This is a genomic window from Leptolyngbya sp. NK1-12 (assembly GCF_032598965.1).
GTDB lineage: Bacteria > Cyanobacteriota > Cyanobacteriia > Elainellales > Elainellaceae > Elainella.
The window spans coordinates 3,090,261-3,116,350 of record NZ_CP053586.1 but is presented as its reverse complement, the minus strand read 5'-3'; the positions used below and the strand labels follow the sequence as shown (position 1 = coordinate 3,116,350).

General features: G+C 52.3%; 25 protein-coding genes. 18 read left to right on the top strand and 7 right to left on the bottom strand.

The window, feature by feature from the left end; genetic code table 11:
* Positions 1-873 precede the first annotated feature (873 nt).
* Entirely contained in the window at positions 874-1,413 is a 540-nt protein-coding gene (locus HJG54_RS13125) for a hypothetical protein (protein ID WP_316435429.1), read from the top strand.
* 166 nt (positions 1,414-1,579) lie between these two features.
* On the opposite strand, the gene HJG54_RS13120 is transcribed toward HJG54_RS13125, so the two are convergent.
* Entirely contained in the window at positions 1,580-1,840 is a 261-nt protein-coding gene (locus HJG54_RS13120) for a DUF3146 family protein (protein WP_036005539.1), read from the bottom strand.
* Positions 1,841-2,080: 240 nt separating this feature from the next.
* Positions 2,081-2,416 carry a hypothetical protein gene (locus HJG54_RS13115; protein ID WP_316435427.1) on the bottom strand — a complete coding sequence of 112 codons (336 nt, stop codon included), beginning with the start codon at positions 2,414-2,416 and terminating at the stop codon, positions 2,081-2,083.
* A gap of 303 nt (positions 2,417-2,719) precedes the next feature.
* Between HJG54_RS13115 and HJG54_RS13110 the strand changes: the two genes are divergently transcribed.
* Positions 2,720-3,112 (top strand): DUF2358 domain-containing protein, encoded by a 393-nt coding sequence (locus tag HJG54_RS13110; protein ID WP_316435425.1) that lies wholly within the window; start codon positions 2,720-2,722, stop codon positions 3,110-3,112.
* Here HJG54_RS13110 and HJG54_RS13105 read toward each other — a convergent pair.
* Together HJG54_RS13105 and HJG54_RS13100 are read right to left on the bottom strand one after the other, a co-directional pair.
* Positions 3,030-4,559, bottom strand: a complete 1,530-nt coding sequence (locus HJG54_RS13105) for a sensor histidine kinase (protein ID WP_316435424.1) — start codon at positions 4,557-4,559, stop codon at positions 3,030-3,032. The genes HJG54_RS13110 and HJG54_RS13105 overlap by 83 nt on opposite strands.
* Before the next feature lie 136 nt (positions 4,560-4,695).
* Positions 4,696-4,878 (bottom strand): CsbD family protein, encoded by a 183-nt coding sequence (locus HJG54_RS13100; protein ID WP_316435423.1) that lies wholly within the window; start codon positions 4,876-4,878, stop codon positions 4,696-4,698.
* Between the two features lie 530 nt (positions 4,879-5,408).
* Here HJG54_RS13100 and HJG54_RS13095 point away from each other — a divergent pair.
* The 14 genes from HJG54_RS13095 to HJG54_RS13030 all read left to right on the top strand — a co-directional run bounded on the left by HJG54_RS13095 (position 5,409) and on the right by HJG54_RS13030 (position 19,452).
* On the top strand, positions 5,409-6,770 hold the full coding sequence (locus HJG54_RS13095) for an oligosaccharide flippase family protein (RefSeq protein ID WP_316435422.1): 1,362 nt from the start codon (positions 5,409-5,411) through the stop codon (positions 6,768-6,770).
* A gap of 64 nt (positions 6,771-6,834) precedes the next feature.
* Complete coding sequence (locus tag HJG54_RS13090) at positions 6,835-7,959, top strand: tocopherol cyclase family protein (RefSeq protein WP_316435420.1); 1,125 nt, start codon at positions 6,835-6,837, stop codon at positions 7,957-7,959.
* Between the two features lie 171 nt (positions 7,960-8,130).
* Positions 8,131-8,949 carry an ABC transporter permease gene (locus HJG54_RS13085; protein ID WP_036005524.1) on the top strand — a complete coding sequence of 273 codons (819 nt, stop codon included), beginning with the start codon at positions 8,131-8,133 and terminating at the stop codon, positions 8,947-8,949.
* Positions 8,950-8,956: 7 nt separating this feature from the next.
* Positions 8,957-10,465 carry a lysine--tRNA ligase gene (lysS, locus tag HJG54_RS13080; protein ID WP_316435419.1) on the top strand — a complete coding sequence of 503 codons (1,509 nt, stop codon included), beginning with the start codon at positions 8,957-8,959 and terminating at the stop codon, positions 10,463-10,465.
* A gap of 4 nt (positions 10,466-10,469) precedes the next feature.
* Complete coding sequence (locus tag HJG54_RS13075; RefSeq protein WP_316435418.1) at positions 10,470-11,159, top strand: hypothetical protein; 690 nt, start codon at positions 10,470-10,472, stop codon at positions 11,157-11,159.
* 316 nt (positions 11,160-11,475) lie between these two features.
* Positions 11,476-11,724: a hypothetical protein gene (locus tag HJG54_RS13070; RefSeq protein ID WP_316435416.1), complete on the top strand. Its 249-nt coding sequence runs from the start codon at positions 11,476-11,478 to the stop codon at positions 11,722-11,724.
* Between the two features lie 470 nt (positions 11,725-12,194).
* Positions 12,195-12,863: an amino acid ABC transporter permease gene (locus tag HJG54_RS13065; protein ID WP_316435414.1), complete on the top strand. Its 669-nt coding sequence runs from the start codon at positions 12,195-12,197 to the stop codon at positions 12,861-12,863.
* A gap of 23 nt (positions 12,864-12,886) precedes the next feature.
* Positions 12,887-13,759, top strand: coding sequence for a basic amino acid ABC transporter substrate-binding protein (locus HJG54_RS13060; RefSeq protein ID WP_316435412.1), 873 nt, complete (start codon positions 12,887-12,889; stop codon positions 13,757-13,759).
* Between the two features lie 78 nt (positions 13,760-13,837).
* Positions 13,838-14,431, top strand: coding sequence for a chromophore lyase CpcT/CpeT (locus HJG54_RS13055; protein ID WP_316435411.1), 594 nt, complete (start codon positions 13,838-13,840; stop codon positions 14,429-14,431).
* Between the two features lie 227 nt (positions 14,432-14,658).
* Entirely contained in the window at positions 14,659-15,918 is a 1,260-nt protein-coding gene (locus HJG54_RS13050) for a hypothetical protein (protein ID WP_316435409.1), read from the top strand.
* A gap of 243 nt (positions 15,919-16,161) precedes the next feature.
* The gene (locus HJG54_RS13045) at positions 16,162-16,803 is read left to right on the top strand and encodes a YqiA/YcfP family alpha/beta fold hydrolase (protein ID WP_316435408.1); all 642 of its coding nucleotides are present in this window, start codon (positions 16,162-16,164) and stop codon (positions 16,801-16,803) included.
* A gap of 51 nt (positions 16,804-16,854) precedes the next feature.
* Complete coding sequence (locus tag HJG54_RS13040; RefSeq protein ID WP_316435407.1) at positions 16,855-17,244, top strand: hypothetical protein; 390 nt, start codon at positions 16,855-16,857, stop codon at positions 17,242-17,244.
* Between the two features lie 98 nt (positions 17,245-17,342).
* Entirely contained in the window at positions 17,343-18,797 is a 1,455-nt protein-coding gene (gene gltX, locus HJG54_RS13035) for a glutamate--tRNA ligase (protein ID WP_316435405.1), read from the top strand.
* A 70-nt stretch (positions 18,798-18,867) separates the two neighbouring features.
* Positions 18,868-19,452: a hypothetical protein gene (locus tag HJG54_RS13030; protein WP_316435403.1), complete on the top strand. Its 585-nt coding sequence runs from the start codon at positions 18,868-18,870 to the stop codon at positions 19,450-19,452.
* 21 nt (positions 19,453-19,473) lie between these two features.
* Here HJG54_RS13030 and HJG54_RS13025 read toward each other — a convergent pair whose 3' ends face one another.
* On the bottom strand, positions 19,474-20,289 hold the full coding sequence (locus HJG54_RS13025; protein WP_036005495.1) for a tetratricopeptide repeat protein: 816 nt from the start codon (positions 20,287-20,289) through the stop codon (positions 19,474-19,476).
* Positions 20,290-20,639: 350 nt separating this feature from the next.
* A complete protein-coding gene (locus tag HJG54_RS13020) occupies positions 20,640-21,887 on the bottom strand; it encodes a methionine gamma-lyase family protein (RefSeq protein WP_316435402.1) in 1,248 nt (415 codons plus the stop codon).
* Between the two features lie 236 nt (positions 21,888-22,123).
* On the opposite strand from HJG54_RS13020, the gene HJG54_RS13015 reads away from it, so the two are divergent.
* Positions 22,124-22,951 carry an acyl-CoA desaturase gene (locus HJG54_RS13015; RefSeq protein ID WP_316435401.1) on the top strand — a complete coding sequence of 276 codons (828 nt, stop codon included), beginning with the start codon at positions 22,124-22,126 and terminating at the stop codon, positions 22,949-22,951.
* Positions 22,952-23,405: 454 nt separating this feature from the next.
* Positions 23,406-23,909 (top strand): hypothetical protein, encoded by a 504-nt coding sequence (locus HJG54_RS13010; protein WP_316435400.1) that lies wholly within the window; start codon positions 23,406-23,408, stop codon positions 23,907-23,909.
* 426 nt (positions 23,910-24,335) lie between these two features.
* Here the strand turns inward: HJG54_RS13010 and HJG54_RS13005 are convergent, their stop codons facing one another.
* A complete protein-coding gene (locus HJG54_RS13005) occupies positions 24,336-25,694 on the bottom strand; it encodes a chloride channel protein (RefSeq protein WP_316435399.1) in 1,359 nt (452 codons plus the stop codon).
* Positions 25,695-26,090: the final 396 nt, after the last annotated feature.

Below are 26,090 nucleotides of genomic sequence, written 5' to 3'. Positions count from 1 at the left end.
TCGATCTGTCATTCAGTAAACGTCAATGAAGAGGGGTAATTTATTCAAATGATTTGCCCCAATTTTTCCTGAACATATCGAATTGAAACAATTGAGATTAACAGCGGTTAGGGCGATTTTAGGAAGCATTCTTAGGGTAAACCTCTAGTCCATAGAATGCTCTCAGTGCGCCATTAGCTCCAGATACTCAGACTGAGGCATATTAAAGCTATTTGAAATCCAAATCGTAGTTCGAGATTGGCTGATGCTTGCTTGAAGTATTAAAGAAACTAATTGTTAGCTGAAATTATTAATAAGCTCTATTTGTTCAGCAGGTTATAGTGAATCTGTATAGGCTGAGAAGTCGTTTGCAAAGCCCCTCATCCCCCTACCTATTCTGGGAGGCTTTCCCGAACCGTCGCTGTTCAAAATCCCCTACTGGTGAGGGATTATAGTCCTGTAGGCATCCCGGAAAGGGAGCGGCTCCAGACAGCGAGATCCGTTTCAAACAGCTTCTGAGAAGTCGTTTCTTTGGGAATTTGGTGCGCTAACTCCTAGAGCATGCTCTGCTTTTTCTTATGGAAATTCGCTATCGTTTGCTGAAAATTTGTGATGGCGCGATACCTAATTGGATAAATAAGTTTGTCGAGCAAATAATTTGGTTTCCTTATAAATCTTGCACCAATTTACTGCTTTGGATATATGTTTTGAAAGGCTTCTAAAGGTGTACCTTGTTGATGTGACGAATACAAACAGAAGGTTCTAAATTTTTCCGCCCATTGCTAGAGGTTCAAGGTTGTTCAAAGCTAGCGATTTGAACCTGATTTTAACCGGTTCTGTTTCGAACCTCTGAGAATTTTGACAGCACGAATTCAAAGCAAGGAGCAATCAACAATGGCTTTTCGAAATCTTCAAGTAGTAACGGGTGCAGCAATAATCGTGGCTGCTTTAGCAGCTGCACTTCCTGGTATGGCTCGTCCGGTCAGCCCATCAACCGCTGATCTGCTTAGCCAGTCCAACCGTCCCGTTAGGGAAGGCGTGCCGCAACTGTTGGAAAACGAAGTGCAGGGACAAGTTACGCGCATCAACGGTGATCAGGTCGAAATGCGACTTTCCAGCGGCGAAACGCGCACCTACACCATCTCCCAGGCTGAACAGCAGCGCAATCGCCTCGAAGTGGGTTCAGAAGTTGTGTTGACCGTGAGAGATGATTCAGTTATAGCGATTAGACCTGCCTCTGAAACCACAACCTCTGACAGCGCCACTTCTGGAGCCGCTGGTTCTAGTGAATCTTCTAGCTCTTCATCCTCAACGGTGATTCGTCGAGAAACTACGGTGCAGCAGACCCGACCTGCACCCGCTCCGGCTCCGGCTGCTGTAGATGACGATGATGACGACACCGGTGCAGCTCAACCTGTGCGCGGCCTCTGGTAAGCTACCGGCTGCTGTCCTCTTGATCGAATCAACTCCTTAAAATAACCAATTAGGCGCTGGAATTAGGTAAATTCTGGCGCTTTTTAGTGGGATATTTTCGGCTGTGAGGGGCTAGGATTTGAAGCCCGCGAGGTGGAGAGAGCAACCTAAAGCTGATCTAGAGGAGCTAGAGGTCGGCTCGGATCGTAAAAGAATAATCGCCACCCGGCTCTAGCTGGTAGTCGCACTTTTCGAGAAAGCGCGTCAGCGGCTCTTTGATCAGGGCACGGCCTAAAGATGGTTCAACCGACAGTTCGCCGCGCCTAAACCGCCACTGAAACTGCCACTCAAACTCGCTGGCACGCACTTCTCCTTCAATCTTGCCTTGTTGCCAAGACTGGTGCGTGATGCGGACATAGGCTGTGGTTTGAGGCAGACGCTTGCTCATAAGCAGCTTTGAAGGTAACAGTTACAGTTCGCCAGGTGAATTGGCTAGATGGACGGGCATAGAGCACTAAAGCTATCTAGCTCGAGCCACTTAGCCACTTCTCTCAGACTAAACCTCAGATCCAGTCAACCGAGAATCCATACTAAATAAGAATTATTTCGGGCGGTGTTTGGCCTTGCCTACTCTCCGCAGGCTGAGCTTATGACGGTGGTTTACCTAGAGTCCGTTACTTCAAAGACGCTACTTAGAGACCGAACCGGAAACAGGCTGAGCATCTGGCTCATACACCCATAGCACTAGCCCCTTGGGAACCCGCGTTAGCAGCACCGAGTTGCCCCGCTGAGTTAGGAGAGCTGCCTTTTGCCGAGCGGTCTCTACCGTCGGGAAGAACTTGACGTAGGCATAGTACTGCCCCTCATAGTAAATGGCGCTGGTGGGTTTGGGGGTATCGGGCAGCAGGATGTGACAGCGATCCACCAATTTTTGCGAAAAGATCGGCGTAGGTTCCATAGGCGAGGTGGGCGATTGCGACGAGCTAGAAGCCAAGCTAATCTGTGAACTAGAACGAGTAACCATGCTGGGCAACCTAAATCGAAAAGGGACAGAGCTGGAGCATAGAGCGGGTTGTATTCAAAACCTTAGCCAATCTTTGACCTAGTGATGACCCAAGGGCTGACTCAAGTGATGGCCTGAGTGACCTCTGTAACTTGGTCCCAACAACTTGGTCCCAACAACTTGATGCCAAGGACTTGATGCCAACAACTTAGAGATACTATAGAACTTTATGAAACGAATGTAACGAAAGTTTGCAATTCCGCCAAGGGTAAATTGGCGAATTTCATCAACTACCGGCGCAGTTGGTTAGAAATAGAGGTCACAATGGGGATTTTGGAGATTCTGGAAGCAGATTACCGCAATTTTCCGCGAAATCAGACTTACCGTATCTATGCTGAGGATGTCTATTTCAAAGACCCCCTGAACGAATTTAGGGGGCGAGGGCGCTATCAGCAGATGATCCAGTTCATCAACACCTGGTTTCTCGATCCCAATCTGGAGTTGCACCAGATTCAGCGGACGGACAACCAGATTCGCACCGACTGGACCCTGAGCTGGACAACGCCATTGCCTTGGCGGCCTCGGATCGTGATTTCCGGTTGGAGCGAGCTACAGCTCGATCATGAGGAGCAGATCATTTCCCATGTAGATTACTGGCACTGCTCCCGTTGGGATGTGCTAAAGCAACATTTTTCTGGCAAGGCAGCCACACCGTAAAGGTCGTTCCTTGGTTCAGCGTACTAGCCACCTGAATCTGGCCGTGGTGGTTCTCCACAATCACTTTGGCAATTGCTAACCCCAAGCCAGATCCTACCGGACGTTCAGAATGTTGGGTAGCCGGAGAAGTGCGAGCCGGATCAGCCCGATAGAACCGATCAAAAATGTGGGGCAATGCCTCTGCTGCAATTCCCACGCCCGTATCTTGTACCTGCACCTGCAGATAGGAGCCGCCGGCCAATTTGGTGCGCTGGAGACTCACAACAACCTTGCCAGAGCTGGCCGTGTACTGAATGCCGTTGCTGATTAAGTTGGTGAACAGGCGCATTAACTGATCGGCATCGGCAGCGATGGTGTAGGGAGAAGGGAGAAGCGTGTCAAGAGCTTTGTCAGAACCATCTAGCCTCGCATCCGCAGGCTGAAATAGTAGGGTCACACCTTTGTCCGCTGCTAGGGCTTGCTGCTCTTCTACTACATCTTGCAACAGCCGATCCAAGGCAATCCCATTGACCTGTAGGCCGGTAATGCCGCTGTCCTGTCGGGCTAAGAACAGCAGATCATCCACTAACCGACCCAACCGGCGAGTCAATCGCTCTATGACCCGCAATTGATCCTGTTGCAGGGACGGATCCGGGTCAGCCAGCGCCACCTGCACATTGGTTTGAATCACGGCTATCGGGTTACGCAGTTCATGGGAGGCATCGGCGGTGAATTGCTTCAATCGCTGATAGGAGTCTCGCACCGGCGCAATCGCCAAGCCCGATAGCAACCAACCAATCGCCGCCACTGCCCCAATCACCAACAGCACACCCAAACTCAAGTCACGAATTAACTGACGGCTGGGTTTGGTGACTTCAAACCAGGGATGGCTGACCCGCAAATAGCCCAACACTTGGTCGCCAATTTGCACCTGTTGAGTCACCTGTCGTAGGGCAAAGGTCGATGGATAGGGAAGCAGTAGTGGATCTGGTTCATCTCCCGTGGGGGTGAAGCGCCCATAGACCGTTTCCCCATCGCTGTTGGGGTGCAGCGGAATATTGAGCGGGGCAGAAAAGGTAGACCAGAGTAAATTTCCAGCAGCATTGAACCATTCCAGGTCGATGTGGTCATCTTCGACGGCGGCAGCATTGCTAGGAAAGCTGGCATCTAGGTTCACCCGCCAAGCAGACTGCCTGCCAGACTGACCATCAAACTGACCACTAGGCTGGCCACCAGACTGGGAACGTAGCTCTACTGGCTCAACTACTGGCTCAACTACTGGCTCAACTATCGGTTCAACTACAAGCGAGCGCTGTATAACTTCCACCACATGGTTCAGGGTATCGTCGATGCGCTCGACCAAGGTACTGCGGACATATAGATAAAATCCGGTGGCAAAAAGCAACAGCAGTACAGCAGTGACCCCGGTATACCAAAGCGCCAATCGCCGACGAGTTGCCTGAAACATAAAGCGGACCTAGAAAAGCGCAGATAGCATCGAAGTAAATTTCCCAATAAAAAGGGAGGTATCAACTACCTCCAAAATACTACTTTATTCAGCATTTATCAGCATTTAGTTGTCACGCTGATCGGCTTTTAATCAATTAATCAATGGCCTTCTTTACTTCATCTTTCACATTTTCAACCGAGTGACGCACCCGAGCCTCAGCCTGTTTGGCTTGCCCCTCAGCTTTGGCTTTTGGATCACCAGTAATATCACCAACAGCTTCTTGAAGCTTTCCTTCGACGTTCTTAGCAGTTGCTTCAATTCTATTTTCAATGCTCATTACCTTATCCTCCAGAAATTCACTTAAGTTTGCAAATTAATCAGACTACTTGCTGTCATCCTGCTGCCATCGAAGGTTTGCCAGTGGTTCAATCGATCACAGTTCAATTACAGCTTTGCGATCCGCAGTAGTCGATGTTATAGAGATAACTTGTCTTTGTTTCTCACTGCTTCTACCTAGAGGCTAATTTGGTCAACTGCTTTCCTACAACCTGAGGCAGAGGGCGGACAATCCATGAAAAACTTACAATTCTGTTTCTTCGCGCTATTGTCATATCAGCAAGATCATGTAGAATCTTATACAATTCCTCATATCAAATTTGTTGAACAATAAACGTTCAAAGTAAATGCTCAAAGTAGATGCTCAAAATATAAGTTTGTGCATCACTTGCGTATAACACTAAATGTATCATAAGTAACCATTACGAGAAGGTTATACATAGACGGGCATACGTTATAGTTGACAACAGCTGGCTTGGCATAACTGGTTAGAGAACCTGGTTTAGGAAACGCGCTACCGTTGACGAAAGCATGAATGCATTGAAAAAAGTAGTAATCCGCGGCGCTTTTTGGACGGTTGCGGGATATGGAGCGAGTCAGATCCTCCGCTTTGGTGGCAATTTGCTACTCACCCGACTCTTATTTCCAGAGTTTTTCGGGCTGATGGCCCTGGTGAATATTTTCATCATTGGGCTGAACTTGTTCTCGGATGTGGGAATTGGTTTGAGTATTATTCAAAACCGCCGAGGCGATGAACCCGCATTCCTCAACACAGCCTGGACTCTGAAAATCATCCGTGGATTGGGTATCTGGATTGCCTGTTTGTTACTAGCCACTCCCCTAGCTTCTCTGTACGAAGAGCCACAGTTGCAGTGGTTAATTCCCGTGGTGGGGTTGACTTCGATTATCGACGGTTTTACCTCTACCGCTGTTTATACGCTAGAGCGCCACATGGCGATCAAAAAGCTGACGCTACTAGAGCTAGCAGCCCAAGCGGTTCAAATTACTGTTATGACGGTTTGGGCGGCGATCAGTCCAACGCTCTGGGCTATGGTAGTTGGGGGTCTAACCTACAGCAGCGTTAAGCTGATCTGGAGCTATCGATTGATACCGGGATACAGTAACCGCTTTCAGTGGGAAAGTAGCGCAGTACGAGAGATTTTCAACCTCGGTCGCTGGATTTTTGTCTCTACCGCCCTCACCTTTCTAGCCGAGCAAGCCGATCGGTTGCTGCTAGGCAAGCTGTTTTCGCTAGAGCTACTGGGCGTCTACGGCATTGCCCTGATGCTTAGTGATGTGCCGCGCCAGGTTGTTGGGGCCTTGAGTATCCGGGTTGTGTTGCCAGCAACCTCCAAGCTAACGGATCTGCCTCGGCCTGAACTGCGAGCCAAAATCCTGCCCTACCGCAAGCGGTTGCTGCTGGTTACGATCGCGGGCATGGCGCTATTGATCAGTGCGGGCGATCTGCTGATCCTGACCCTCTACGATGAGCGGTACGCCGATGCAGCCTGGATGCTGCCGATCCTAGCGCTGGGGATTTGGCCGCGCTTGCTCTGCTCTACGATTGATTCTTCCTTGATTGCGCTGGGTGAAGTTCATTACACGGCGATCGGCAACTTTTTTAGACTGCTATCAACTGTAGGTGGGATTTTGCTGGGCTTCAACTTGGCAGGTCCAGTTGGGGCGGTGGTGGCCGTAGCGCTGAACGATTTGATGTACTACGCCTGCGTCAATTTTGGGCTGCATCGAGAAGGCATGGGCTGCTTTAAGCAAGATCTGAAGGCAACGGCACTCCTGCTAGGCAGCGTCGTTACAATCTGGATGGGGCGCTTAGCTCTGGGGATTGGTTTCAGCAGTTGGCAGACGCTGATGTCGGCCCTGCCCAACTCGTAGTGCCAATTCTCGCAGCAGGCGTCTACGCCCTCACCTCCAAAGCTCACCTCAAGCTGCTTCGCCTATGCCCCCCCTGCAAACCCCCCACAGTGGCTATCACTGGGACGGCTCAGATCGCCGCTTCTTTGAAGGATGGTATTACCGAGTCACCCTGCCCGAAGCTCGTCAAACCTTTGCCTTCATGTATTCAATTGAAGATCCGACCGGCGGCCAAGCCCACAGTGGCGGAGCAGCCCAAATCCTCGGACCCAACGACGAATACCTCTGCCGCACCTTCCCCGACGTTCAATCCTTCTGGGCCTGGCGTCATGCCCTCGGTTTAGGACACTGGCGACGACTTAACGCAACCAATGAAAGCAGCAAAATAACAGAATCATCTCCCCTCGTTCGGCGAGGCTCACGAGCCGCATCTCCCCACCTCCTCCCCCCCGCCCAATTCGATCACCAGATCCACGAAGGCTACCAGGCTACCGCCACTTGGCATCAGGGCATTTTGCGCGATCCGGGGTCCGGATTTACTGCTCGCTGGCAGTATGCAATTGAACCTGTTTACGGTTGGGGTGATGTAAATGAATCACAGCAATCTACGGCAGGATGGTTATCCCAGTGGCAGATTTTTGAACCAGGTTGGCAGATTTTGATGGCACATGGGTTGGCAACTGGTTGGATTGAATGGAATCATAAACGCTATGAGTTTGTGAATGCTCCTGCTTACGGTGAAAAGAACTGGGGTGGAGCATTTCCGCAGAAGTGGTTTTGGATCAACTGCAATTGTTTTGCCAACGAACCAGATCTAGCCCTAACGGCAGGCGGCGGTAGACGAGGTGTGCTGTGGTGGATGGAATCGGTAGCGATGGTAGGCATTCACTACAAGGGCAAATTCTACGAGTTCGTGCCCTGGAATAGCCAAGTCACCTGGGAAATTCAGCCCTGGGGTGATTGGCGAATGCGAGCACAAAATTCCCAGTATGAAGTCGAGCTAACGGCTACTACCAATTTACCGGGAACTCCCTTACGTGCACCGACCCAGCAGGGGTTGGTGTTTTGCTGTCGCGATACCATGCGGGGCCAAATTCATCTACAGCTGCGGCAGCGGGCTACTTCTAAGCTAATTCTGACTGCGACCAGCGACCTTTGTGGCTTAGAGACGGGAGGTGGCCCCTGGGATGGTGTATGGAAATCTGAGTAGTTGTTGACGCTTACTGCCCAAATTATCATAGACAATCGCTAGCCTGACTGTTGGGTTAACCAAGTTTCCTCTAGCAACCTGTCCAGTTCCACCCAACCCAGAACTAAATGCAGCAATCAGTGACAGAATAAAAGGAAGACAAAATTCATTTTTCTTAACGGTGCAAAACCTGTGATTGCTCAGCCCTCGTTTTCCCTTCGCCATTGGCTCAAAGGCTCCTTGTGGAGAGACATTTTTGCCGATAGTCTCACCGTCTTCTGGGGTGACTGGCTCGACCTCAGGGTACGGATCACGCAAGTGGTGGCCTCTGGCTTAGTTTCGCCTTTGATTTACATTCTGGCGTTTGGTTTGGGCTTGGGGAATGCGATGGCGCTCCAGCCTCCGGTGGGGGATAGCTATCTGCAATTTATTTTGCCGGGGATGGTGGCCCTCTCGTCGATGACGATCAGCTTTGGTGGGACCACCTTCTCGATCTGCGGCGAGCGGCTCTATTCCAAAACCTTTGAGGAAATCCTGCTGTTGCCGGTGCATCCGATGGCACTGTTCCTGGGCAAAATGCTGGCGGGTGTGGTGCGGGGGCTAATGACATCCGCTTCGGTGATTCTGATTGCGGTGCTATTTACCGGCAAACTCACCTTCCTTAGCCCGCTGTTTCTGCTGCTGCTTGTGCTCAACTGCGCCGTTTTTGCAGGGCTGGGCGTGATTGTGGGTTTGAATGTCAAATCGCTGGAAGGCGTCGGCTTGCTAAATAACTTTTTGATTGTGCCGATGTCGTTTCTGGGGGCTACCTTTTTTGACCCCCGCAGTTTGCCACTGGTGATGAAAGTGATTGTCTATCTGCTGCCCCTCACCTACACCAGTACGGGCCTGCGCGCCGCTGCCTACTTGCCGATCAGCGAATTTCCTTGGTACAGTATCCCAGTTCTCCTGATCATCGCCATAATTTTGGCCGCGATCGGAGCCTATCAATTTGCCCACCAGCAGGATTAATCCTTCCATGTCTTCTGACGATCTCCGTGCCACTCGCCTCGAAAAAGCCAATCAGCTCCGCCAGCAGGGGTTGACGCCCTATGCTTACCGCTGGGAAGTCAGCCATCACACCGCAGATTTGCAGACCAAATACGCCGATCTGCCTGCCGGAGAAGAGGTGGAGGTGGACGTGTCGGTAGCAGGGCGGGTTATGGCGCGGCGCGTGTTTGGCAAGCTGGCTTTCTTCACCTTGCAGGACGAAACCGGGCCAATTCAGCTCTATCTAGATAAAAAGACGATCGAAGCCTCGATGAGCGACGATGCGACAGCCTTCGAGCGGTTGAAGCAACTCACCGATGTGGGCGATATTTTAGGGGCACGCGGCACAATCAAGCGAACCGAGAAGGGCGAGCTGTCGGTGTATGTCCGCTATTTTGAAATTCTGACCAAATCGCTGTTGCCGTTGCCGGACAAGTGGCATGGCCTGACGGATGTGGAAAAACGCTACCGCCAGCGCTATGTGGATTTGATTGTCAATCCAGAAGTGCGACATACCTTTCGCCAGCGTGCTCTGATTACTGCCGCCATCCGTCGCTTCTTTGACGAGCGCGGCTTTTTGGAAATCGAAACGCCTGTTTTGCAAACCGAGGCCGGTGGAGCCGATGCCCGTCCGTTTATTACCCACCACAACACGCTGGAGATGGATCTGTATCTGCGGATTGCCACCGAGCTGCATCTAAAGCGCTTAGTTGTGGGCGGGTTTGAGCGGGTGTATGAGATGGGGCGGATTTTCCGCAACGAAGGAATTTCGACTCGCCACAATCCAGAATTTACCTCGATTGAGGTCTATCAAGCCTACGGCGACTATCACGACATGATGACGACCGTGGAAGAGTTGATCACCACCGTGGCCCAAACCGTGCTGGGAACGCTTCAGGTCAACTACCAGGGCCAGACGGTTGATCTGTCCCCGCCCTGGCGCAGAATTACCATGCATGAGGCGGTCCAGGAACAAACCGGGATTGATTTCGGTCAGTTCACATCGCTAGCGGAGGCAAAACAGGCTGCCAAAGCGGCTGGTCTCAAAGAGATTGAGGACTGCGACTCGATCGGTCGATTGCTAAATGAAGCGTTTGAACAAACGGTGGAAGCGACCTTGATTCAACCCACGTTCATTACTGACTATCCGGTGGAAATTTCACCGCTCGCCAAGCCGCACCGCAGTAAGCCTGGTTTGGTGGAGCGGTTTGAGCTGTTCATTGTCGGACGCGAAACGGCCAACGGCTTTTCGGAGCTGACCGATCCGATCGACCAACGTCAGCGGTTCGAAGCCCAGGCCGCTCGTAAGGCCGCCGGAGATTTAGAAGCGCATGATATTGATGAAGATTTTGTTACCGCTCTGGAATATGGCCTGCCCCCTACGGTAGGAATGGGTATGGGAATCGATCGGTTAGTGATGTTGCTATGCGATTGTGCCAGCATTCGCGATGTGATCGCCTTCCCGCTCTTAAAACCAGAAGTGTCATCGGGAGAGTAGCACGTTGAAGCCTCTGAGAACCACGAACCAACCCAGGCGAAGATTGCTGCCGCTAGCGGGAGCGCTGCTGCTGCTGATTGGCTGCACCCAAAAACCAGAACCCACTGCCGAGGTTGCGCCTTCACCCACGGTGGTTCTGCCTGCTCCTTCGCCCACGGTCTCACCCACTCCCTCTGCCAGCCCCACGCCTCAGCAGCAAACCTACCGCGAAAAGAGCGGTCTGTTTCAAATCTCGTTCCCCAAGGGCTACTCCCACAAAACCACCGGCAGCGGTGTCGCCTTTGTTTCGGCAGATCAGAATTTTGCCGGAGCGGTCGATTTTGGCTCGGCTGAAGGCAAGCAGCTCAATACCCAACAGCTAGAAGCATCGTTGAAAACCGAATTTACCAACCGCCTCGAAGAAGTCAACTGGCAAACTTCTCAGGTGCAGCCCGATGGTAGTCTGCGTATCGACTGGACTGGCAAAGACAAGAGCGGCAATGCCCTCGATGCGGTCAGCATTGTAGAACAGCGGGGCAATTACATTTTTGTGCTGAATTTGTTTGGCATCAACAAGCCCTACCAAAACTACAACACCGACGCAGAAGCCATCGTCAATAGCTATCAGGTCCAGCCCCCTGCTGCATCGCCATCATCCCAGAGCAGCAATAAAACTCAGACTAACAACAAGCCTCAGAACCAAAAGCAACCGTAAATAGAAACCTGAGGCGGCAACATCTTCTATTTCCCCAATTATTTTCCTTAATGCGGTTGCATTTGCGGCGCAATCTCGGTAATGTATCAGATTAAGATTGTTGCTTCTGTGGGCACAATCCGGCTACCCAAAAATTTAGCCGTCGCCCCTAGCTGTTGAGAGCAGCACCAGGGCGACTAACCCCTTCGACTGGTTCCAGCAGTCTGGGAGGCTAGTGGAGTATTTTAACACTCCTTAGCCATCCTGCGCTGTGCTTGGCGGGGTGGCTAAATTTTTGGGGTTTCTTCCAACCCCAAACATTCCAAGGAGTATTCTGATGGCAGACGAGTTTCTGTCCGATTTACCGTTCCCGCTCAATTCACCCAATCCTGCCTCCGGTTCCACCTTTGATAACCGCGAGCGTTTACGTTTGATTCTAATTGGCTCTACCGAAGGCGTGCGCGAAATGATTCACCGTCAACATCAAGCTGGTATTGCCGATGCCGGTGCCTGGAGTCGCTTATTGCCGGTGCCCAACTCCGATGAGGTGATGAGTATCCTGATGCTGTATCGCCGCCGGGAGTGAGACCGCTCCCATCCATCCTCCCCTCACCAAGACTACGGTGTACACACAAGTCCTCTCAGCCCCCTTTTCTAGGATGCCCGCAGGGCTATAATCCCTCATAAATGGGGGACTTTGAGAGACTGTTTGTAAATGAATTTTAAGAGGCTAGAATCGACTTCCCATCTGATCCTCCCTAACCCTCCTTAAATAAGGAGGGAACCGAGTTAAATAAGGAGGGAACCGAGTTAAATCTCTGAAGTCCCCCTTTTTAAGGGGGATTTAGGGGGATCTCAATCTTTGTTTACAAACAAGCTCTGAGTAAAAGTTAGGCCAATTTTTCCAAAGATTCAGACCTAATTAGGTTCGAAAGTCCCCCATTTATGGACATGTGAGGAAACAGGTTGAACTGTTGGAACACCATGCCCACCTCGGCTCGGAGTTGCCGTAGCTGTTGCGAGCTTAAATTGGGCTGCGACAGATTAAACAGATTAATGTTGCTCACAATCAGCCGGCCACCGTTGATTGTCACCGTATTTCTAGGTATGATTCTGGGGTCGCTGATTGGCATTGCCTGCCTGTCGGCCTCACGAGCCTTGAGTGTAGCTGCCCGCATTTATGTTGATTTCTTTCGAGGCACACCATTGCTCGTGCAATTATTTATGATTTATTTTGGCCTACCAGCCTTATTCAAAGAAATTGGTGTGGCCTTTTCGCTGAACCAATGGACCGCCGCCGTGATTGGATTGACGTTGAATAGTGCCGCTTATATTGCAGAGATTGTCCGAGGAGCGATTCAGTCCATTGAATTAGGACAGCGAGAAGCCTCAGAATCTCTGGGCTTGGGACCCGTTCAGACCAGGCGTTACGTGATTTTTCCCCAGGCATTCCGCCGCATGATTCCGCCCTTGGGCAATGAGTTTATCAGCCTGTTGAAGGACACAAGTTTGGTAGCCGTGATCGGGTTCGAGGAATTGTTTCGACGAGGGCAGTTAATTGTGGCCCAAAACTATCGGGCATTTGAGATCTATTTCTCCGTCGCGCTGGTTTATTTAATTTTGACGCTGCTGTCTTCCCAGGTGTTCGGGCAGTTAGAACGATGGATGAACCCTCTAGAGCGGGCCAAGGGCAGACCCATTCAAACCTCTCAGGCTGGCAGCTAAATGTTAGAAGGAGTACAAATCCGATGGAAAAACAGGGTTGGTTTAAGGGTTGGTTTCAAGGTGGGATCAGGTGCATTCGTCTACGACAGCGGTTCGGATTGGCGCTGGTGGGTTTTGTCGGGGTGCTATTGTTTGCGGCTTGCAGTCCAGATCAGGCCACCAGCCCAACCCCGGCCAGTCCGACCGATCCGGCCCAGCCCTCAGTGCTCAGGGTTGCGATCAATCCAGCATTTCCACCGTTCGAGATGAAGGCCGCCGATGGCTCTCTGACGGGGTTTGACATTGACCTGATCAATGCAATTGGCGGCACCGCTGGGTTTATTATCGACTTCGACGAAATGGTCTTTGACGATCTAATTCGCAGCATCTACGGCAACCAGACCGATGTGGCCATTAGTGCCATTACGATCAACCGCGATCGGGCGGAGCGGGTCTCCTTTTCACGCCCCTATTTCAAATCTGGTTTAGCTATCGCTGTGGCAGCCAATAATACCGATATCACCTCGGTGCAGTCGCTTCAGGGCAAACGGATCGGCGTCCAGCGCGGCACCACCAGCGAAGCACAGTCCCAAGCAATTCCCAACGCCAAAGTGCGCCAAACAGCCTCGGCTCCAGAAGCGCTGCAAGCCCTCGCTAAAGGCGAAGTCGATGCGGTGATCAACGATGCGCCAGTGACTACCTACCTGATCAACAGCGGCGCAGTGCCCGGTTTGAAGCTGATTGCTCCACCCCTGACCGAAGAGTATTATGGCATTGCCACGCCCAAGGATTCGCCGAATCTAGAAAAAATCAACGCGGCGCTAACCACCCTATTTAACAACGGCACCTACGCCCAAATCTACAAAAAGTGGTTTGCCACCGAGCCGCCCCAGCTACCGGAAACTGCGCCAATTTAAGGCATTCCATTCAGCTTCAGCCCGTCCGCCCTCTAAAATAAGGGGGATGATTTTGTTGCAGACGTTACGGTTCGAATCATGACCCACCCTACCGATGTTGCCACCTTGGTGCGCTGGATGGCTGCCGATTTTAGCAATCAGGCCCAGGCGATCGAAAATCCGCCCTTCTATGCCCATATCCGCGTTTGTATGCGACCCTTGCCCTACAAGTTGCTCTCAGGAGTAAGTTTGTTTCTCGAGCAGGCCTACGACTACATGCTGAATTACCCCTACCGCCTGCGCATCCTCAAATTCACGCCCCAAACCGATCACATTTTGCTGGAAAACTATCTGGTCCAGGACGAAGCAGCGTTCTATGGCGCGTCCCGCAATCTCGATTTGCTGCACACGCTAACTTCCGAACGGATCGAAAAATTACCAGGCTGCGACATGCTGGTGGAATGGACCGGCAAAAGCTTCAAAGGCCGAGTGGAACCCGGCAAGAATTGTGTCGTCATCCGAAATGGTAAAAAGACTTACCTCGACAACGAATTTGAGATCGACGAACACCAGTTGCTCAGCCTGGATCGGGGCAAAGATCCAGAAACCGATGAGCTAGCTTGGGGGTCGGTTGCCGGACCGTTCCATTTTCTGCGGCGCGTCAGTTTCGCCGATGAGGTCGAGCTAGGCTAGAATCGCTGCTCGGTGCTTGATACAGCTTGGCTTGATGTAGCTTAAATCACGTTTAATCAGATAGGGGTACGGAAATAACGCTCGATTTTCAGGATTTGAAACGGCGAATTAAACAATTGCGCCCTACTGGCAATTGAATTATTATCTGTACTGAGATTTGCACTGAGATCTGCATTGAAATCTGTTCGGTAAGCGAGCGAGCGATAGTAGCATAAGATACGATCCTCATGGATTCATGGTCAGATTACTACAACCGCCGTATCACGCACCACCAGACTACCTATCTGGAGGAAGAGCAGCTCTATGGCCATCTGTTGGACTGTGTCCGAACTGAAGCCCCGGAGGAACTGCTGGCCCGGTTTCGCATGCTGTTTATCGAGGCCGGCGGCTATGCCGATCACGCGGTTTGGCAAGCCTTGAAGAAAATTGTGGACTCGCCCTTTGTTGAGAAAGACTTTAAGTTTATCCTCAACCGCAGCTCCTACATTTTTATTAACCACTGGCTGATGCAGCCGCGATTGCACAGCGCTATCCCCGAACTCGTGGCCCTGTTTGACGCCAACCCATCTGGTCTAGGCCGCTCTCGCACCACCCAACGTCTGCGAGACCTAGTGCGGCAGTTTCGCACGACCGACCAGTACATGGCGCTGAAGCGCATGGCCCAAGTAGTGAGCCAAACTCCTGAGGGGACCGCCAACGGAGGCAGCACGCTGGGCACCCTGATTCGCCGCTACCCCTGCCTCTACAACTACAATCTGCTCACGACCGACAGTACCGATGAGCAGCGCCGCCGCGTTCGCCAAATCAAACGCCATGTGCAGCGCCAGTTCGAGCGAGATCTGGCCCAATATGCCACCTTCAAACTGTTGCAAGGCGACATCCCAGCTGAGCAACCCAAAGATCTGCGCTCATCCAAAAATCCAACCCTCCTCAGCGATCGCCGTCTCGATCGAGCCTTACAGCAATTTGGCGGCAAAATTGACGGCTCCAATACCTACCACGACTTGGCGCAGCGCTTCCTCACCTACAGTAGCCACGCCCGTTCCTATCAGGGTTTCAAAACCGATCTCTACGAATACCTGACCGATTCGGTAGATGCTAAGTACGGCAACCGGCAATTCAACCAGCGCCTCTATAGCCACCTGCAAACCATTCTGCCAGAGCACGACGAGCACCAACTCAACGATGTGCTGCTAATTGGTACCTGCCGTAAGCTGCTCAATTTCCTGGTGGTCGAAAACTCGCAGTGCCCGAATCACGCTATTTTTGTTGACCTCACCGGCAATTTGGGCATCACCGCCACGATTGGCCTGCTGCTAAAAATCGTCCTGATCTGCCGTAAGGTCAAACCCTATCTCGAAAAGCAGTTCGCGATTCTGTTTAAGCACTACGAAACCTGCACCCGCGACAGCGTCACCTGGCTGATCGATTCGCTAGAAAATCTCAATGTTGCCTTCAGCATCAACTTTGGCAGCCTTAGTCTGTGAGTTGTGAATTGTGAGTTTTAAGTTTTGAGTCTTGTAGATTGCTTCTGCAAAGCAGGGGTATGGAACCTGCCTGATGCACACGGAAAGCCTACTCCCACGAAACCGTCCTCACAGGATCCCTAGCTCAGCAACCGGCTTAATATTTTTAAAACCCAAAACCCAAAACCCAAAACCCAAAACCCAAAACCCAAAACCCAAAACTCAAAACTCAAAACTCAAAACTCAAAACTCAAAACCCCACCCTTGACTACCTTCATCTACCTCCACGGTTTTGCCTCCAGCCCGCAATCCGCCAAGGCCCAGTACTTTCGCAACCAGTTTGCTTCGCTGGGTATCCCACTGCAGATTCCCGATCTGAATCAGCCTGACTTTTCCTCCCTCACCCTGACTCGCCAATTGCAGCAAATCGAGACGCTCTTGCCCGTCAACGATCCGGTAGTCCTGATTGGCTCCAGCTTTGGGGCGCTGACGGCAGCTTGGCTGGGAGAACGGTTCCTGCAGATCGAGCGCTTGGTTTTGCTGGCTCCGGCATTTCAGTTCCTAGCCCACTGGCAACCCAGACTGGGCGCAGAGTCGATGCAGCAATGGCAACAAACCGGCTCGCTGCTGGTCTACCATTATGGTGCTCAACAACAGCTCCCTCTCCGCTATTCGTTCATCACCGACCTAGCCCAATACGATGAAACCACACTGCACCGCTCGGTCCCGACACTGATTTTGCACGGAACACAAGATGATGTGATTCCCATTCAGGCCAGCCGCGATTTTGCTGCCGATCGTGCCCATGTCCAACTCCTAGAACTGGAAAGCGATCATGCCTTAGTGGATGTGGAGGACACACTCTGGCAGGCGACTCAGGCGTTTTGCCAGCTTGCCAAAACTTAGCTGTCCCTGCGGAGGCGAACAATTTCCATAGCTCTGCTTCAATTTCTAGTCATGCTCAGATTCTGCTTGCTGTCGCTGCTGATTGCTCCTCTGCTGGTGCTACCGCTATCCGGCAGAGCTGAATCCTTCTCACAGAGCGACGTAGAAAAAATTACGTTCGACCTGACTGCTATCTCACCGGCTGGTTTGATTGGCGGGGCAACCAGCCTACAGTCCGTCAGCTACGAATTTTGCATTCCAGCCAGCGAAACTCACCGCATTGAAGTCCAGGCGATTGATCCGTCTGTACAATATTTCCCCCATTCCAGAGGTCGGATTGGCTGTGGTGACGACCAGATTCTCTGTATTGGCCATACTCATCAGCCCCGCTGGCGCGAAATTCTGCACCAACTTGCCGATTTGGACTACGTAGAACGGATCGATCGGTTTTGGGGAGAGTAGTGACACCGCAGCCAAGTCGAAGCGCAAACGCCAAATGCAAATCCCGGCAGTCCATCTGCCGTTAGAATGGGGAATGCGTCGTCCTAAGCTTAATCTCTATGTCTGTTCGCGTTCGTATTGCTCCCAGCCCAACCGGAAACCTGCACATTGGTACCGCTCGCACGGCAGTTTTTAACTGGCTGTTTGCTCGGCATCAAGGCGGCACCTTTGTCCTACGGATCGAAGACACCGATCTGGAGCGGTCGCGGCCTGAATATACCCAAAACATTCTGGATGGGCTAACCTGGCTCGGCCTCACTTGGGATGAAGGACCCACGTTCCAGACCAAGCGGATGGATCTGTATCGCCAGAAGGTGCAGCAATTGCTGGATCAGGGTTTGGCTTACCGCGCCTACGACACACCCGAAGAACTAAACGCGATCCGGGAAGCTCAAAAAGCCCAGGGGCAGGCTCCCCGGTACGACAATCGCCATCGCGATTTAACCCCAGAGCAGGAAGCCGCCTACATCGCAGAAGGACGCAAGCCGGTGATTCGGTTCAAGATCGACGATGAGCGAGAAATTGCTTGGCAAGACTTGGTGCGCGGTACCGTTACCTGGAAAGGCCGCGACTTGGGTGGCGATATGGTGATTGCCCGCGCGGCAGATGCCGACGACATCGGTCAGCCCCTCTACAACTTTGTCGTGGTGGTGGATGACATTGATATGCAGATCAGCCATGTAATTCGCGGCGAAGACCACATCGGCAACACGCCCAAACAGATCTTGCTCTACGAAGCTCTGGGCGCAACCGTTCCCCAGTTCGGCCACACGCCGCTGATTCTCAACCAGGCCGGAGCCAAACTCTCAAAGCGAGATGGCGTCACCTCGATTTCCGACTTTCAGAAGATGGGCTACACGGCTGAGGCGCTTGCTAACTACATGACGCTGCTGGGCTGGTCGCCTCCGGAAGGGATGAATGAAATTTTTAGTCTAGAGGAAGCAGCGCAACACTTCAGCTTTGAGCGCGTCAATAAAGCTGGAGCCAAGTTCGACTGGGATAAGCTCAACTGGATCAACAGTCAATACCTGCACCACCTGCCGGTCGAGCAACTCACCGATCTGCTGATTCCCTACTGGCAGTCTGCTGGCTATGAACTCGATCCAGTGGGCGACCGGGCCTGGTTAGAGCAGTTATCTGCTCTGATTGCTCCCAGCCTGGTGCGGTTGGAGGATGCTGTCGCCATGACGCGCTATTTGTTTGTAGCCGATGTTGGCTTTACTGATGCTGCTGCCAATCAGCTCAAACTGCCGGGAGTAGGCACAGCCCTGCAAAGCATCCTTACGGGCCTCAAAACGACGGAACTGACCCCAGATACGGCCCAGAGCTTGATCCAGCAAGGCGTTGAAGCCGCCAAGGTGAAGAAGGGTGTAGTCATGAAATCGCTGCGGGCGGCCTTGACGGGCGATCTGCAAGGACCGGAACTGGTGCCATCCTGGTTGCTGTTGAATCAGCACCAAATCGATCAGCCGCGTTTGCGTCAAGCCTTAGCTGTGGCAGAATCCAGTTCGTAGCCACGACAATCAAGCCGTGATAATCAAGCTGTGATGATCAAGCCGTGACAACCAACGACAATTGAATCTAATGAAAACTTGTATCGGAAATCTGGGTGACTGCTCGATTGCAAAATCTGCTGCTGCGATTTTGATTGGGGTTGGTGCATTTGTCGCGATTGCTCAACCGGGTCTAGGGCAGAGTCCTGAACCTGTCTCGCCATCCCCTGCCTCGCCATCCCCTGCCTCGCCAGCTCCCGCTTCTCCCCCCCCTGCCTCTCCCACGATTTTTGAAAACGTCACCCTGGCTCCTGGCTTTAGTCCGGATCCAACCACGGTACGGGGCATCAGTGGCGGTCCCCAAGCAGCAAGTGAGATAGCAGGGCGGGCCGAAACCGTCACCGGACCTTGCAATGGCTTTGTGGATGCCCAACCTGACCACACCCTCACCTTGACGCAGTTCTTTAACTATCTGAGGTTGCAAGTGCAAAGCTCAGAAGACACAACGCTAGTGATTCGTGGACCGGGCGGCACCTGGTGCAACGATGACTACTCCGGCAAAAATCCTGGACTGGCGGGGCAGTGGCTGTCTGGCACCTACGAGATCTGGGTCGGCTCCTACGACGAAACTGGCTTTCATCCCTATGTGATTCGGATGACGACACAAAAGGACTAGCGGGGCAAACACAGTCAGACATTAGCGCCGCTGTATCAAATCTCGGAATGCCTCTGTGTTGCGGATAGCGTCGAAATTCACGTCTGTCTGGGCCATCACTCGATACAGATTGGGACTCAGCACAATGGCCCGGTGTAGATTTTTGACAGCCATCTCCACATCTTCACGCAGTGCATAGGAGCAGGCTTTGCCATACCAGGCATTAGGATTATCGTTTTTATAACGCAACGACTTATCGAAGCTCACAATTGCCTCATCGTGACGGTCCAGCTTGGTCAACACCAGGCCGCGATAGTTCCAGGCGTAGTAGCAGCTCCGTTTGAGGGCTAAGGCCGTATCTAGGCTGGTCAAAGCATCCTCGTAGCGCCGCAGCGCCGCCAACGACACGGCTCGACTGTACCAGGCCCGATAGTTGTCGGGCTTGTACTCGATCGCTTTATCAAAGCTGGCAATCGCTTCTTTGTAGCGGTAAAGACAGGCAAAGGTGTGGCCTTGGTTGTACCAAACTTTGGCATTTTCCGGGTCAAACTTAAGGGCTTTGGCAAAGCTGACAATTGCTTCGTCATAGCGACCCAGCTTGGCTAGCGCAATCCCTTTACCATGCCATGCCAGCGTAAATTTGGGTTTGATTCGGAGTGCCTTCTCAAAACTAGCAATCGCCTCTTCGTGGGAGCCAAGTTCATAGAGGGCACAGCCGCGCTGGCCCCAGGCTTCGTAGTGATCTGGCTGCTGGTCCAAAAGCTTGTCAAATCGAGCAACTGCCCCTTCGTAGCGGCCTAGTTTAAACAAAGCGTTGCCTTGGTCGTACCAGGTTCTTAATTCTTGATTTTGACTCATAGTCAGCTTGAGCCTGGAGTCGATTCCCATATACAGGATTGGATGCACTGGCCAAAAGCCAGCAAGATCAGGAAGTCCCCGTCGAAGCAAGAAGTTCAAGCTGGGGATGGATATCAAACGCGCTGAGGAGCAAGATTTGGCTTCTATCACAACGGCGCACTGGTAGGAGCAGAGCTGATTCATCTCCAGTGTTCCCAGCTTCCACCCGGCCCAGCCGCTTTAATGAAATCTTACTCGTAAAATTTGAAAAGTTGCGGTAGAAAGCGGTTGCAAAGACGGGGCTTCAACGTATCTTTAAAGGTTTGCTGGAATTGGAGCACTTTGCTTTACGGCTTCCACAAGTTGCGGCTTCACGCTCTTAGCTTTGCTGGCCCAATGGCTTCAATGGCAGCCTCTAGGGCAATCGCCGCATGAGTCCAGTGGGTGCCGCCTTGACAAAACACGACGTAGGGTTCTCGCAGCGGACCATCTGCCGAGAACTCAGACGTACTGCCATCAATAAAGGTACCGCCCGCCATGACCAGTTCGCTCTCGTATCCTGGCATTTCGGCAGGAACGGGGCTGAGGTAGGAGCCAATCGGCGAATGCTGCTGAATTGCATGGCAAAAAGCGATCACTTTTTCGGCAGAGCCAAGCTTAATCGCCTGAATCACATCTCGACGTGGTGTTAGCGGCAGCGGGTTCACCGGGTAGCCCAATTGGTCAAACACATAGGCCGTCAGATGATTGCCTTTCATCGCTTCCCCCACCATCTGCGGCGCCAGAAACAGCCCCTGAAACAGCAGCCGATTTTGGTCAAACGTGGCTCCGCCGGCACTGCCAATCCCAGGAGCGGTTAACCGACAGGTGGCAGCTTCGACCAAATCAGCCCGTCCGGCAACATAGCCACCGGCTGCAACAATCGTGCCGCCCGGATTTTTGATCAGCGAACCGGCGATCAGATCGGCTCCCACCGCAGGAGGTTCCTGATCGGCCACGAACTCGCCATAGCAGTTATCGACAAAGCAAACCGTATCGGGATTTTGCTGTTTCACCAGGTAAACAATTTTCTCGATATCGGCCATCGAGAGGCTAGAGCGCCAGGAGTAGCCACAGGAGCGCTGGATCAGGGCCAGTTTAGTTTCGGGACGCACTGCCTGCGATAGAGTTTGCCAATCTATTTCTCCAGTCTCCGTTAGTTCAAGCTGGCGATAGGAGACGCCAAATTCCCGCAATGAGCCTTGTCCCTCTCCGCGTAACCCAATCACTTCTTCCAGCGTGTCGTAGGGAGCACCCGCCACCGCCAGCATCTCGTCCCCCGGACGCAGCACGCCATAGAGGGCACTGGCAATTGCATGAGTTCCCGAAACAAATTGCACTCGCACTGCTGCCGCTTCGGCTCCCACAATCTGGGCAAACACCCGATCCAACACTTCCCGCCCCAGATCGTTATGCCCATAGCCTGTAACGCCAGCAAAATGGTGGACTCCGACTTGATGTTGCCGAAAGGCGGCTAGCACTCGCTGGAGATTTCGCTTGACCTGAGCGTCAATACCAGAAAAAATTTGAAATAGTGCCTGTTCTGCCCGCTGAAGCTGCTCAACGCTGCTAATTTTCACCTGATCTCCTGAATTTGGGGAGAAACTACCGCAATTTCAAGCCAATTCGAATATTAGATTTCAGCGTCTTGGCCTCCTAAAGACCTATCTCTGAGGAAAGCTGACCATCAATTTAATTTCAGTCACACTCTTAGCTAAGTCGCTATCAAGATTACGAACTAAAATCTGAAATTGGCTGTTTTGCGGGATCTATTGTCGCGCAGATCGGGCTGCACTGTTCACATTGAGACTTTTGCATGACTATCGCAACATCGAATCAACTCCCCCGTGATTGGGCTGTGATTATCTTCATGGCCATTATCCACATTGCGGCAATTTTGGCCTTTTTGCCAAGCAACTTTAGCTGGACTGCGGTTGGGTTGGCTATTTTTCTGCACTGGCTAACTGGCGGGATTGGAATCACACTGGGCTGGCACCGTTTGGTCAGTCACCGCAGCTTTCAAACCCCCAAATGGTTAGAGTATGTGTTGGTCTTTTGTGGCACGCTGGCGATGCAGGGAGGCCCCATTTGGTGGGTTGGTTTGCATCGCCATCATCACCTCTATTCTGACCAAGACGTGGATCATCATGATTCCTGCAAAGGCTTCTGGTGGAGCCACATGGGATGGATGCTGTACGACGTACCGGCTGAGCAGGAAATCCCTCGTTTTACCAAAGACATTGCAGGTGATCCGGTTTATCAGTTCCTTGATAAATACTTCCTACAAATTCAGGTTGCCTTTGCAGCCCTATTGTTTTTGATTGGTGGATTACCCTTTTTGTTTTGGGGCGTATTTGTCCGGCTGGTTTTGGTTTATCACACCACTTGGCTAGTCAACAGCGCCACGCATAAATTTGGCTATCGCACGTTCGAATCAAACGATCGCTCAACTAATTGCTGGTGGGTAGCTCTACTGGCCTATGGCGAAGGCTGGCACAACAATCACCATGCCCATCAATACTCAGCCCGTCACGGCATGAAATGGTGGGAAATCGATATGACCTGGATGATGATTCAGCTATTGCAGCGTCTGGGGCTGGCCCAGAAGGTCAAGCTGGTTGAAGAGTCTGCCGGCCAGCAGTAAACCACCTATATCCAGGCTTAGGGCTGGTATAGGGGAATGCTTCTAAGGCGGAACGGCCCGTCTACTCAGGCGGGCTTTTTTTGCCATTCGTTGCGAGGACGATGTCAAAATCTGAAATCGGGTAGGGAACCCGAGGAGCTTATTTGTTGTCTAAAATCTAATGTCAAACAGTGTCAAAACGCTAGAGTCAATCACGTCAGCATGAGCCGACAGGCAGTATGGATCAATGACATGGATCAACAGTCATGGACCAACGGCATGAGCAATGTTGACCAGAGCTTGACCAGAGCTTAGCCAGAGCTTGACCAAAGCTCGATTCGAAGCTTGAGCGAGGCTGACAAGTTGACCGAAGTGTTGACAAAAGTGTAGACAGCAGCATTTCACCGCAGATTGGATCGATTCCGTGTAAACTAAAAACTTTCTATATTTGCAGTGAGGAGGTTTAGCAAAACTTATGGCTAGAACAGCACAGTGGCTCACAATTGGTTTAACGGCTGCCGTTTTCTCCGCGTTGGCCGGATGCAGCAGCCCCAGCCCGTCTAACTCTGCGGCTGAAACTTCGTCTGAAGAAACTGCTCAAACCGCATCTCAACCCGCAGAAACCAGCACCAAGTCAGGTGAGGGTGGCGAACCTTTCCGCGTGGTAGAAAATGTCCAGCTCCAGCCAGGGGCCGATCCGATGACGATAGTCTTGGCAACCCGCCAGCCTAGCCCTGAGCCTGTAGGCTCCGAGCAAATCAAAGTCAATTATCCCAGTCCCGATAAAGCTGTTGTGACCGTCACGAAAACCGGATTGCAGGACGATTCAATAGCAGCCACCCGCACGCGCTACGAATTTACCCCCTCTGATAGCGCGACCGAGGGCACCAAACAATGGCAGCTAGTCCAAGTTACCGAGCAAAACAAATGTCAGGCCAATCGCGGTTCCCAAGAGTGGACCGGAGAGCTGTGCCAGTAGGCTACGAGTAGGGTACGAGTAGGGTACGAGTAGGCAAGCTAAATTAACCTGCACTCCAAACTGCCGGAACGGCTCCGCTCACCCCTCTGTTGCCCGGAACGTTGCCCATTGAGCAGAGCCGAATTTCGGTTTCTCAATCATTGCAGCCACCTACTTAGTAGTTACTAAATTATTGGGTAGATAATTTCAGATCACTTTTTGCACTCTGCCTCTGAATGGCGAGTGCATTTTTGCTTTCGGCTGATAGTAAACCTGACTGCGAGGATAGGCATACCCCTCTGGCAGTGTGGAGATGCTATAGAGATATTCCTTCCCATTAGTTTCAGTTCAAGTTCGTGAGCAGAATCATCATCAATAGCGCTATTCGAGCGTTAGTCTCTTGGCGTTCGCACTCAACGAAGCGCAGCAAAGGAAATTGTCCGAATCTCAGTCTGATGATGATGTTCTCTGACCCAACCTCCTGCGTACAGAGCTGGAAAGTTGATAGGCGACCCGCGCGGTAATCAATCCAGAAAGGGCGGCGACTCCAACGGTGGCGAGGCAAGTTAGCATGGCGGCGGCTGGGCCACCAACCCCCAGCACCATCGCCATGGCCGTCAGCGGTAGCCGATAGCCACCCGCAATACCAGCCGCCGCCCCCGCCGCCCCCGCCAGATCCGCTGGCACCCCGAAGGCGGCTGCAAACACCCGACCACCCAGGTCACCGATCGCCAGAAACGGCACAAACACTCCACCACACCCCCCTGCCACCACCGCAGCCGTGGTGGATGCGGCTCGGAGCAAGGATACGGCCAGCAGATGGTAAGGGGTCGTTTCGACGGATTCAGCCCAGACGATAGCTCCTCCACCTGGACCTAACGCTGCTGCTGGAGATGCGACTTGTGATGTCACGATCGCCAGCACCAGCATGGCCAGACTCCCAAACAGCAGCCGTGTAGCTGGACGGGTCTGTAAGCCTCTAGCCCAGTAAATTGCCTCGGATGACAGCGAGGTAATCACACCCGCGATCGCTCCGATGAACAATGCCGCGGCAGCACCGTCCCACAAATCAGCAGGGGAAACCGTGGGCACGACCAGCCGGATCAGACTGAGCTTGAAGATGCAGTTGACCCCCCAACCTACCACTCCCCCTGCTAACATAGCTGCCGCCCGTTCCGGGGTCAGTGGAATTTGGCGGCGCTGACTCAACTCGAACATGAAGAAGCTACCCACCAGCGGGATCCCCATCAAGGCTGACACCCCTGCAGCACCCCCCCCGATCGCGGCGGGACGCACCAGTCGGTGCAGGACTGGATTTCTGCTACTCAACCAGACTCCTGTCGCAACGCCGATATGGGCCGCTGGGGATTCGGTTCCCATGGGTGCGCCCAACCCAACCGTAGACAGGATCGCAAGAGCACGTAACGGTGCCCGCTTCCAGGGGAACTGCTCCTCTGCTCCGGCGGTGTTCACCACGTCACCCGTCAGATCGGCTCGAGCAACGTCATGCGGGAAAGAGTACCAGGTCTGCTTAAGCCGCTGTCCACCACTGCCATTTTGGGGAACTAAGGTTTGTACGGGTGTGCCCTTACCCAGTCCAAACAGTACCAGCACCGCTAACGTGACGCCGAGCAGGGGCAGCAGCAACAACCAGAGGGGACCCAGTCCAGAGACGAAATCAAGGATTTGCTTAATCGCCTGAGTCAGCATCACCGCAGTCAGGGAGCCAACCAACCCTCCAAGCAGACCCCCGACTATCCACGTGCTGACTCTAGTCACCAGAGGTAGTGATTTGTCATTTGCCATTGCAGTAAACTCTCGTCTAAGTCAAAACTAAGCACAACCCCAATGACAGAAATATATTTGGGTAGTGCTCAAGAAGTAATGGTTTTGGGATGAGGATGTGCCGCACTCCGCGCGGCACATCCTCACTTGTTTAGCACTACCTATATTTGTTTTGTATTGATAAACCATGCATCTGAGTAGCACTTAATACATCAGTCAATTTTTGATGCGAGCGCTGAGCAACTTGGCAGGAGCGCTAATGCTTATTACCTCCAACGGAGAAGAACTGCAGCGATTCAGCAAATAACGGCCTGCACGATCGCCGTCCTTTACAGGATTATGAACAAGAGATATATGAACGGGATAGGAATGTGGAGCCTATAGGTGGAAACGCCATAGATCCTGTTCATTACTTAC

Excerpts from the sequence above, each read along its gene's own strand:
- HJG54_RS13125 (WP_316435429.1), top strand. The coding sequence starts at position 874 with ATGGCTTTTCGAAATCTTCAAGTAGTAACGGGTGCAGCAATAATCGTG.
- HJG54_RS13015 (WP_316435401.1), top strand. The coding sequence starts at position 22,124 with ATGACTATCGCAACATCGAATCAACTCCCCCGTGATTGGGCTGTGATT.
- HJG54_RS13005 (WP_316435399.1), bottom strand. The coding sequence starts at position 25,694 with ATGGCAAATGACAAATCACTACCTCTGGTGACTAGAGTCAGCACGTGG.
- HJG54_RS13100 (WP_316435423.1), bottom strand. The coding sequence starts at position 4,878 with ATGAGCATTGAAAATAGAATTGAAGCAACTGCTAAGAACGTCGAAGGA.
- HJG54_RS13040 (WP_316435407.1), top strand. The coding sequence starts at position 16,855 with ATGCTCAGATTCTGCTTGCTGTCGCTGCTGATTGCTCCTCTGCTGGTG.
- HJG54_RS13065 (WP_316435414.1), top strand. The coding sequence starts at position 12,195 with ATGTTGCTCACAATCAGCCGGCCACCGTTGATTGTCACCGTATTTCTA.
- HJG54_RS13055 (WP_316435411.1), top strand. The coding sequence starts at position 13,838 with ATGACCCACCCTACCGATGTTGCCACCTTGGTGCGCTGGATGGCTGCC.
- HJG54_RS13070 (WP_316435416.1), top strand. The coding sequence starts at position 11,476 with ATGGCAGACGAGTTTCTGTCCGATTTACCGTTCCCGCTCAATTCACCC.
- HJG54_RS13110 (WP_316435425.1), top strand. The coding sequence starts at position 2,720 with ATGGGGATTTTGGAGATTCTGGAAGCAGATTACCGCAATTTTCCGCGA.
- HJG54_RS13120 (WP_036005539.1), bottom strand. The coding sequence starts at position 1,840 with ATGAGCAAGCGTCTGCCTCAAACCACAGCCTATGTCCGCATCACGCAC.
- HJG54_RS13050 (WP_316435409.1), top strand. The coding sequence starts at position 14,659 with ATGGATTCATGGTCAGATTACTACAACCGCCGTATCACGCACCACCAG.
- lysS (WP_316435419.1), top strand. The coding sequence starts at position 8,957 with ATGTCTTCTGACGATCTCCGTGCCACTCGCCTCGAAAAAGCCAATCAG.
- HJG54_RS13115 (WP_316435427.1), bottom strand. The coding sequence starts at position 2,416 with ATGGTTACTCGTTCTAGTTCACAGATTAGCTTGGCTTCTAGCTCGTCG.
- HJG54_RS13090 (WP_316435420.1), top strand. The coding sequence starts at position 6,835 with ATGCCCCCCCTGCAAACCCCCCACAGTGGCTATCACTGGGACGGCTCA.
- gltX (WP_316435405.1), top strand. The coding sequence starts at position 17,343 with ATGTCTGTTCGCGTTCGTATTGCTCCCAGCCCAACCGGAAACCTGCAC.
- HJG54_RS13025 (WP_036005495.1), bottom strand. The coding sequence starts at position 20,289 with ATGAGTCAAAATCAAGAATTAAGAACCTGGTACGACCAAGGCAACGCT.
- HJG54_RS13105 (WP_316435424.1), bottom strand. The coding sequence starts at position 4,559 with ATGTTTCAGGCAACTCGTCGGCGATTGGCGCTTTGGTATACCGGGGTC.
- HJG54_RS13060 (WP_316435412.1), top strand. The coding sequence starts at position 12,887 with ATGGAAAAACAGGGTTGGTTTAAGGGTTGGTTTCAAGGTGGGATCAGG.
- HJG54_RS13010 (WP_316435400.1), top strand. The coding sequence starts at position 23,406 with ATGGCTAGAACAGCACAGTGGCTCACAATTGGTTTAACGGCTGCCGTT.
- HJG54_RS13030 (WP_316435403.1), top strand. The coding sequence starts at position 18,868 with ATGAAAACTTGTATCGGAAATCTGGGTGACTGCTCGATTGCAAAATCT.
- HJG54_RS13095 (WP_316435422.1), top strand. The coding sequence starts at position 5,409 with ATGAATGCATTGAAAAAAGTAGTAATCCGCGGCGCTTTTTGGACGGTT.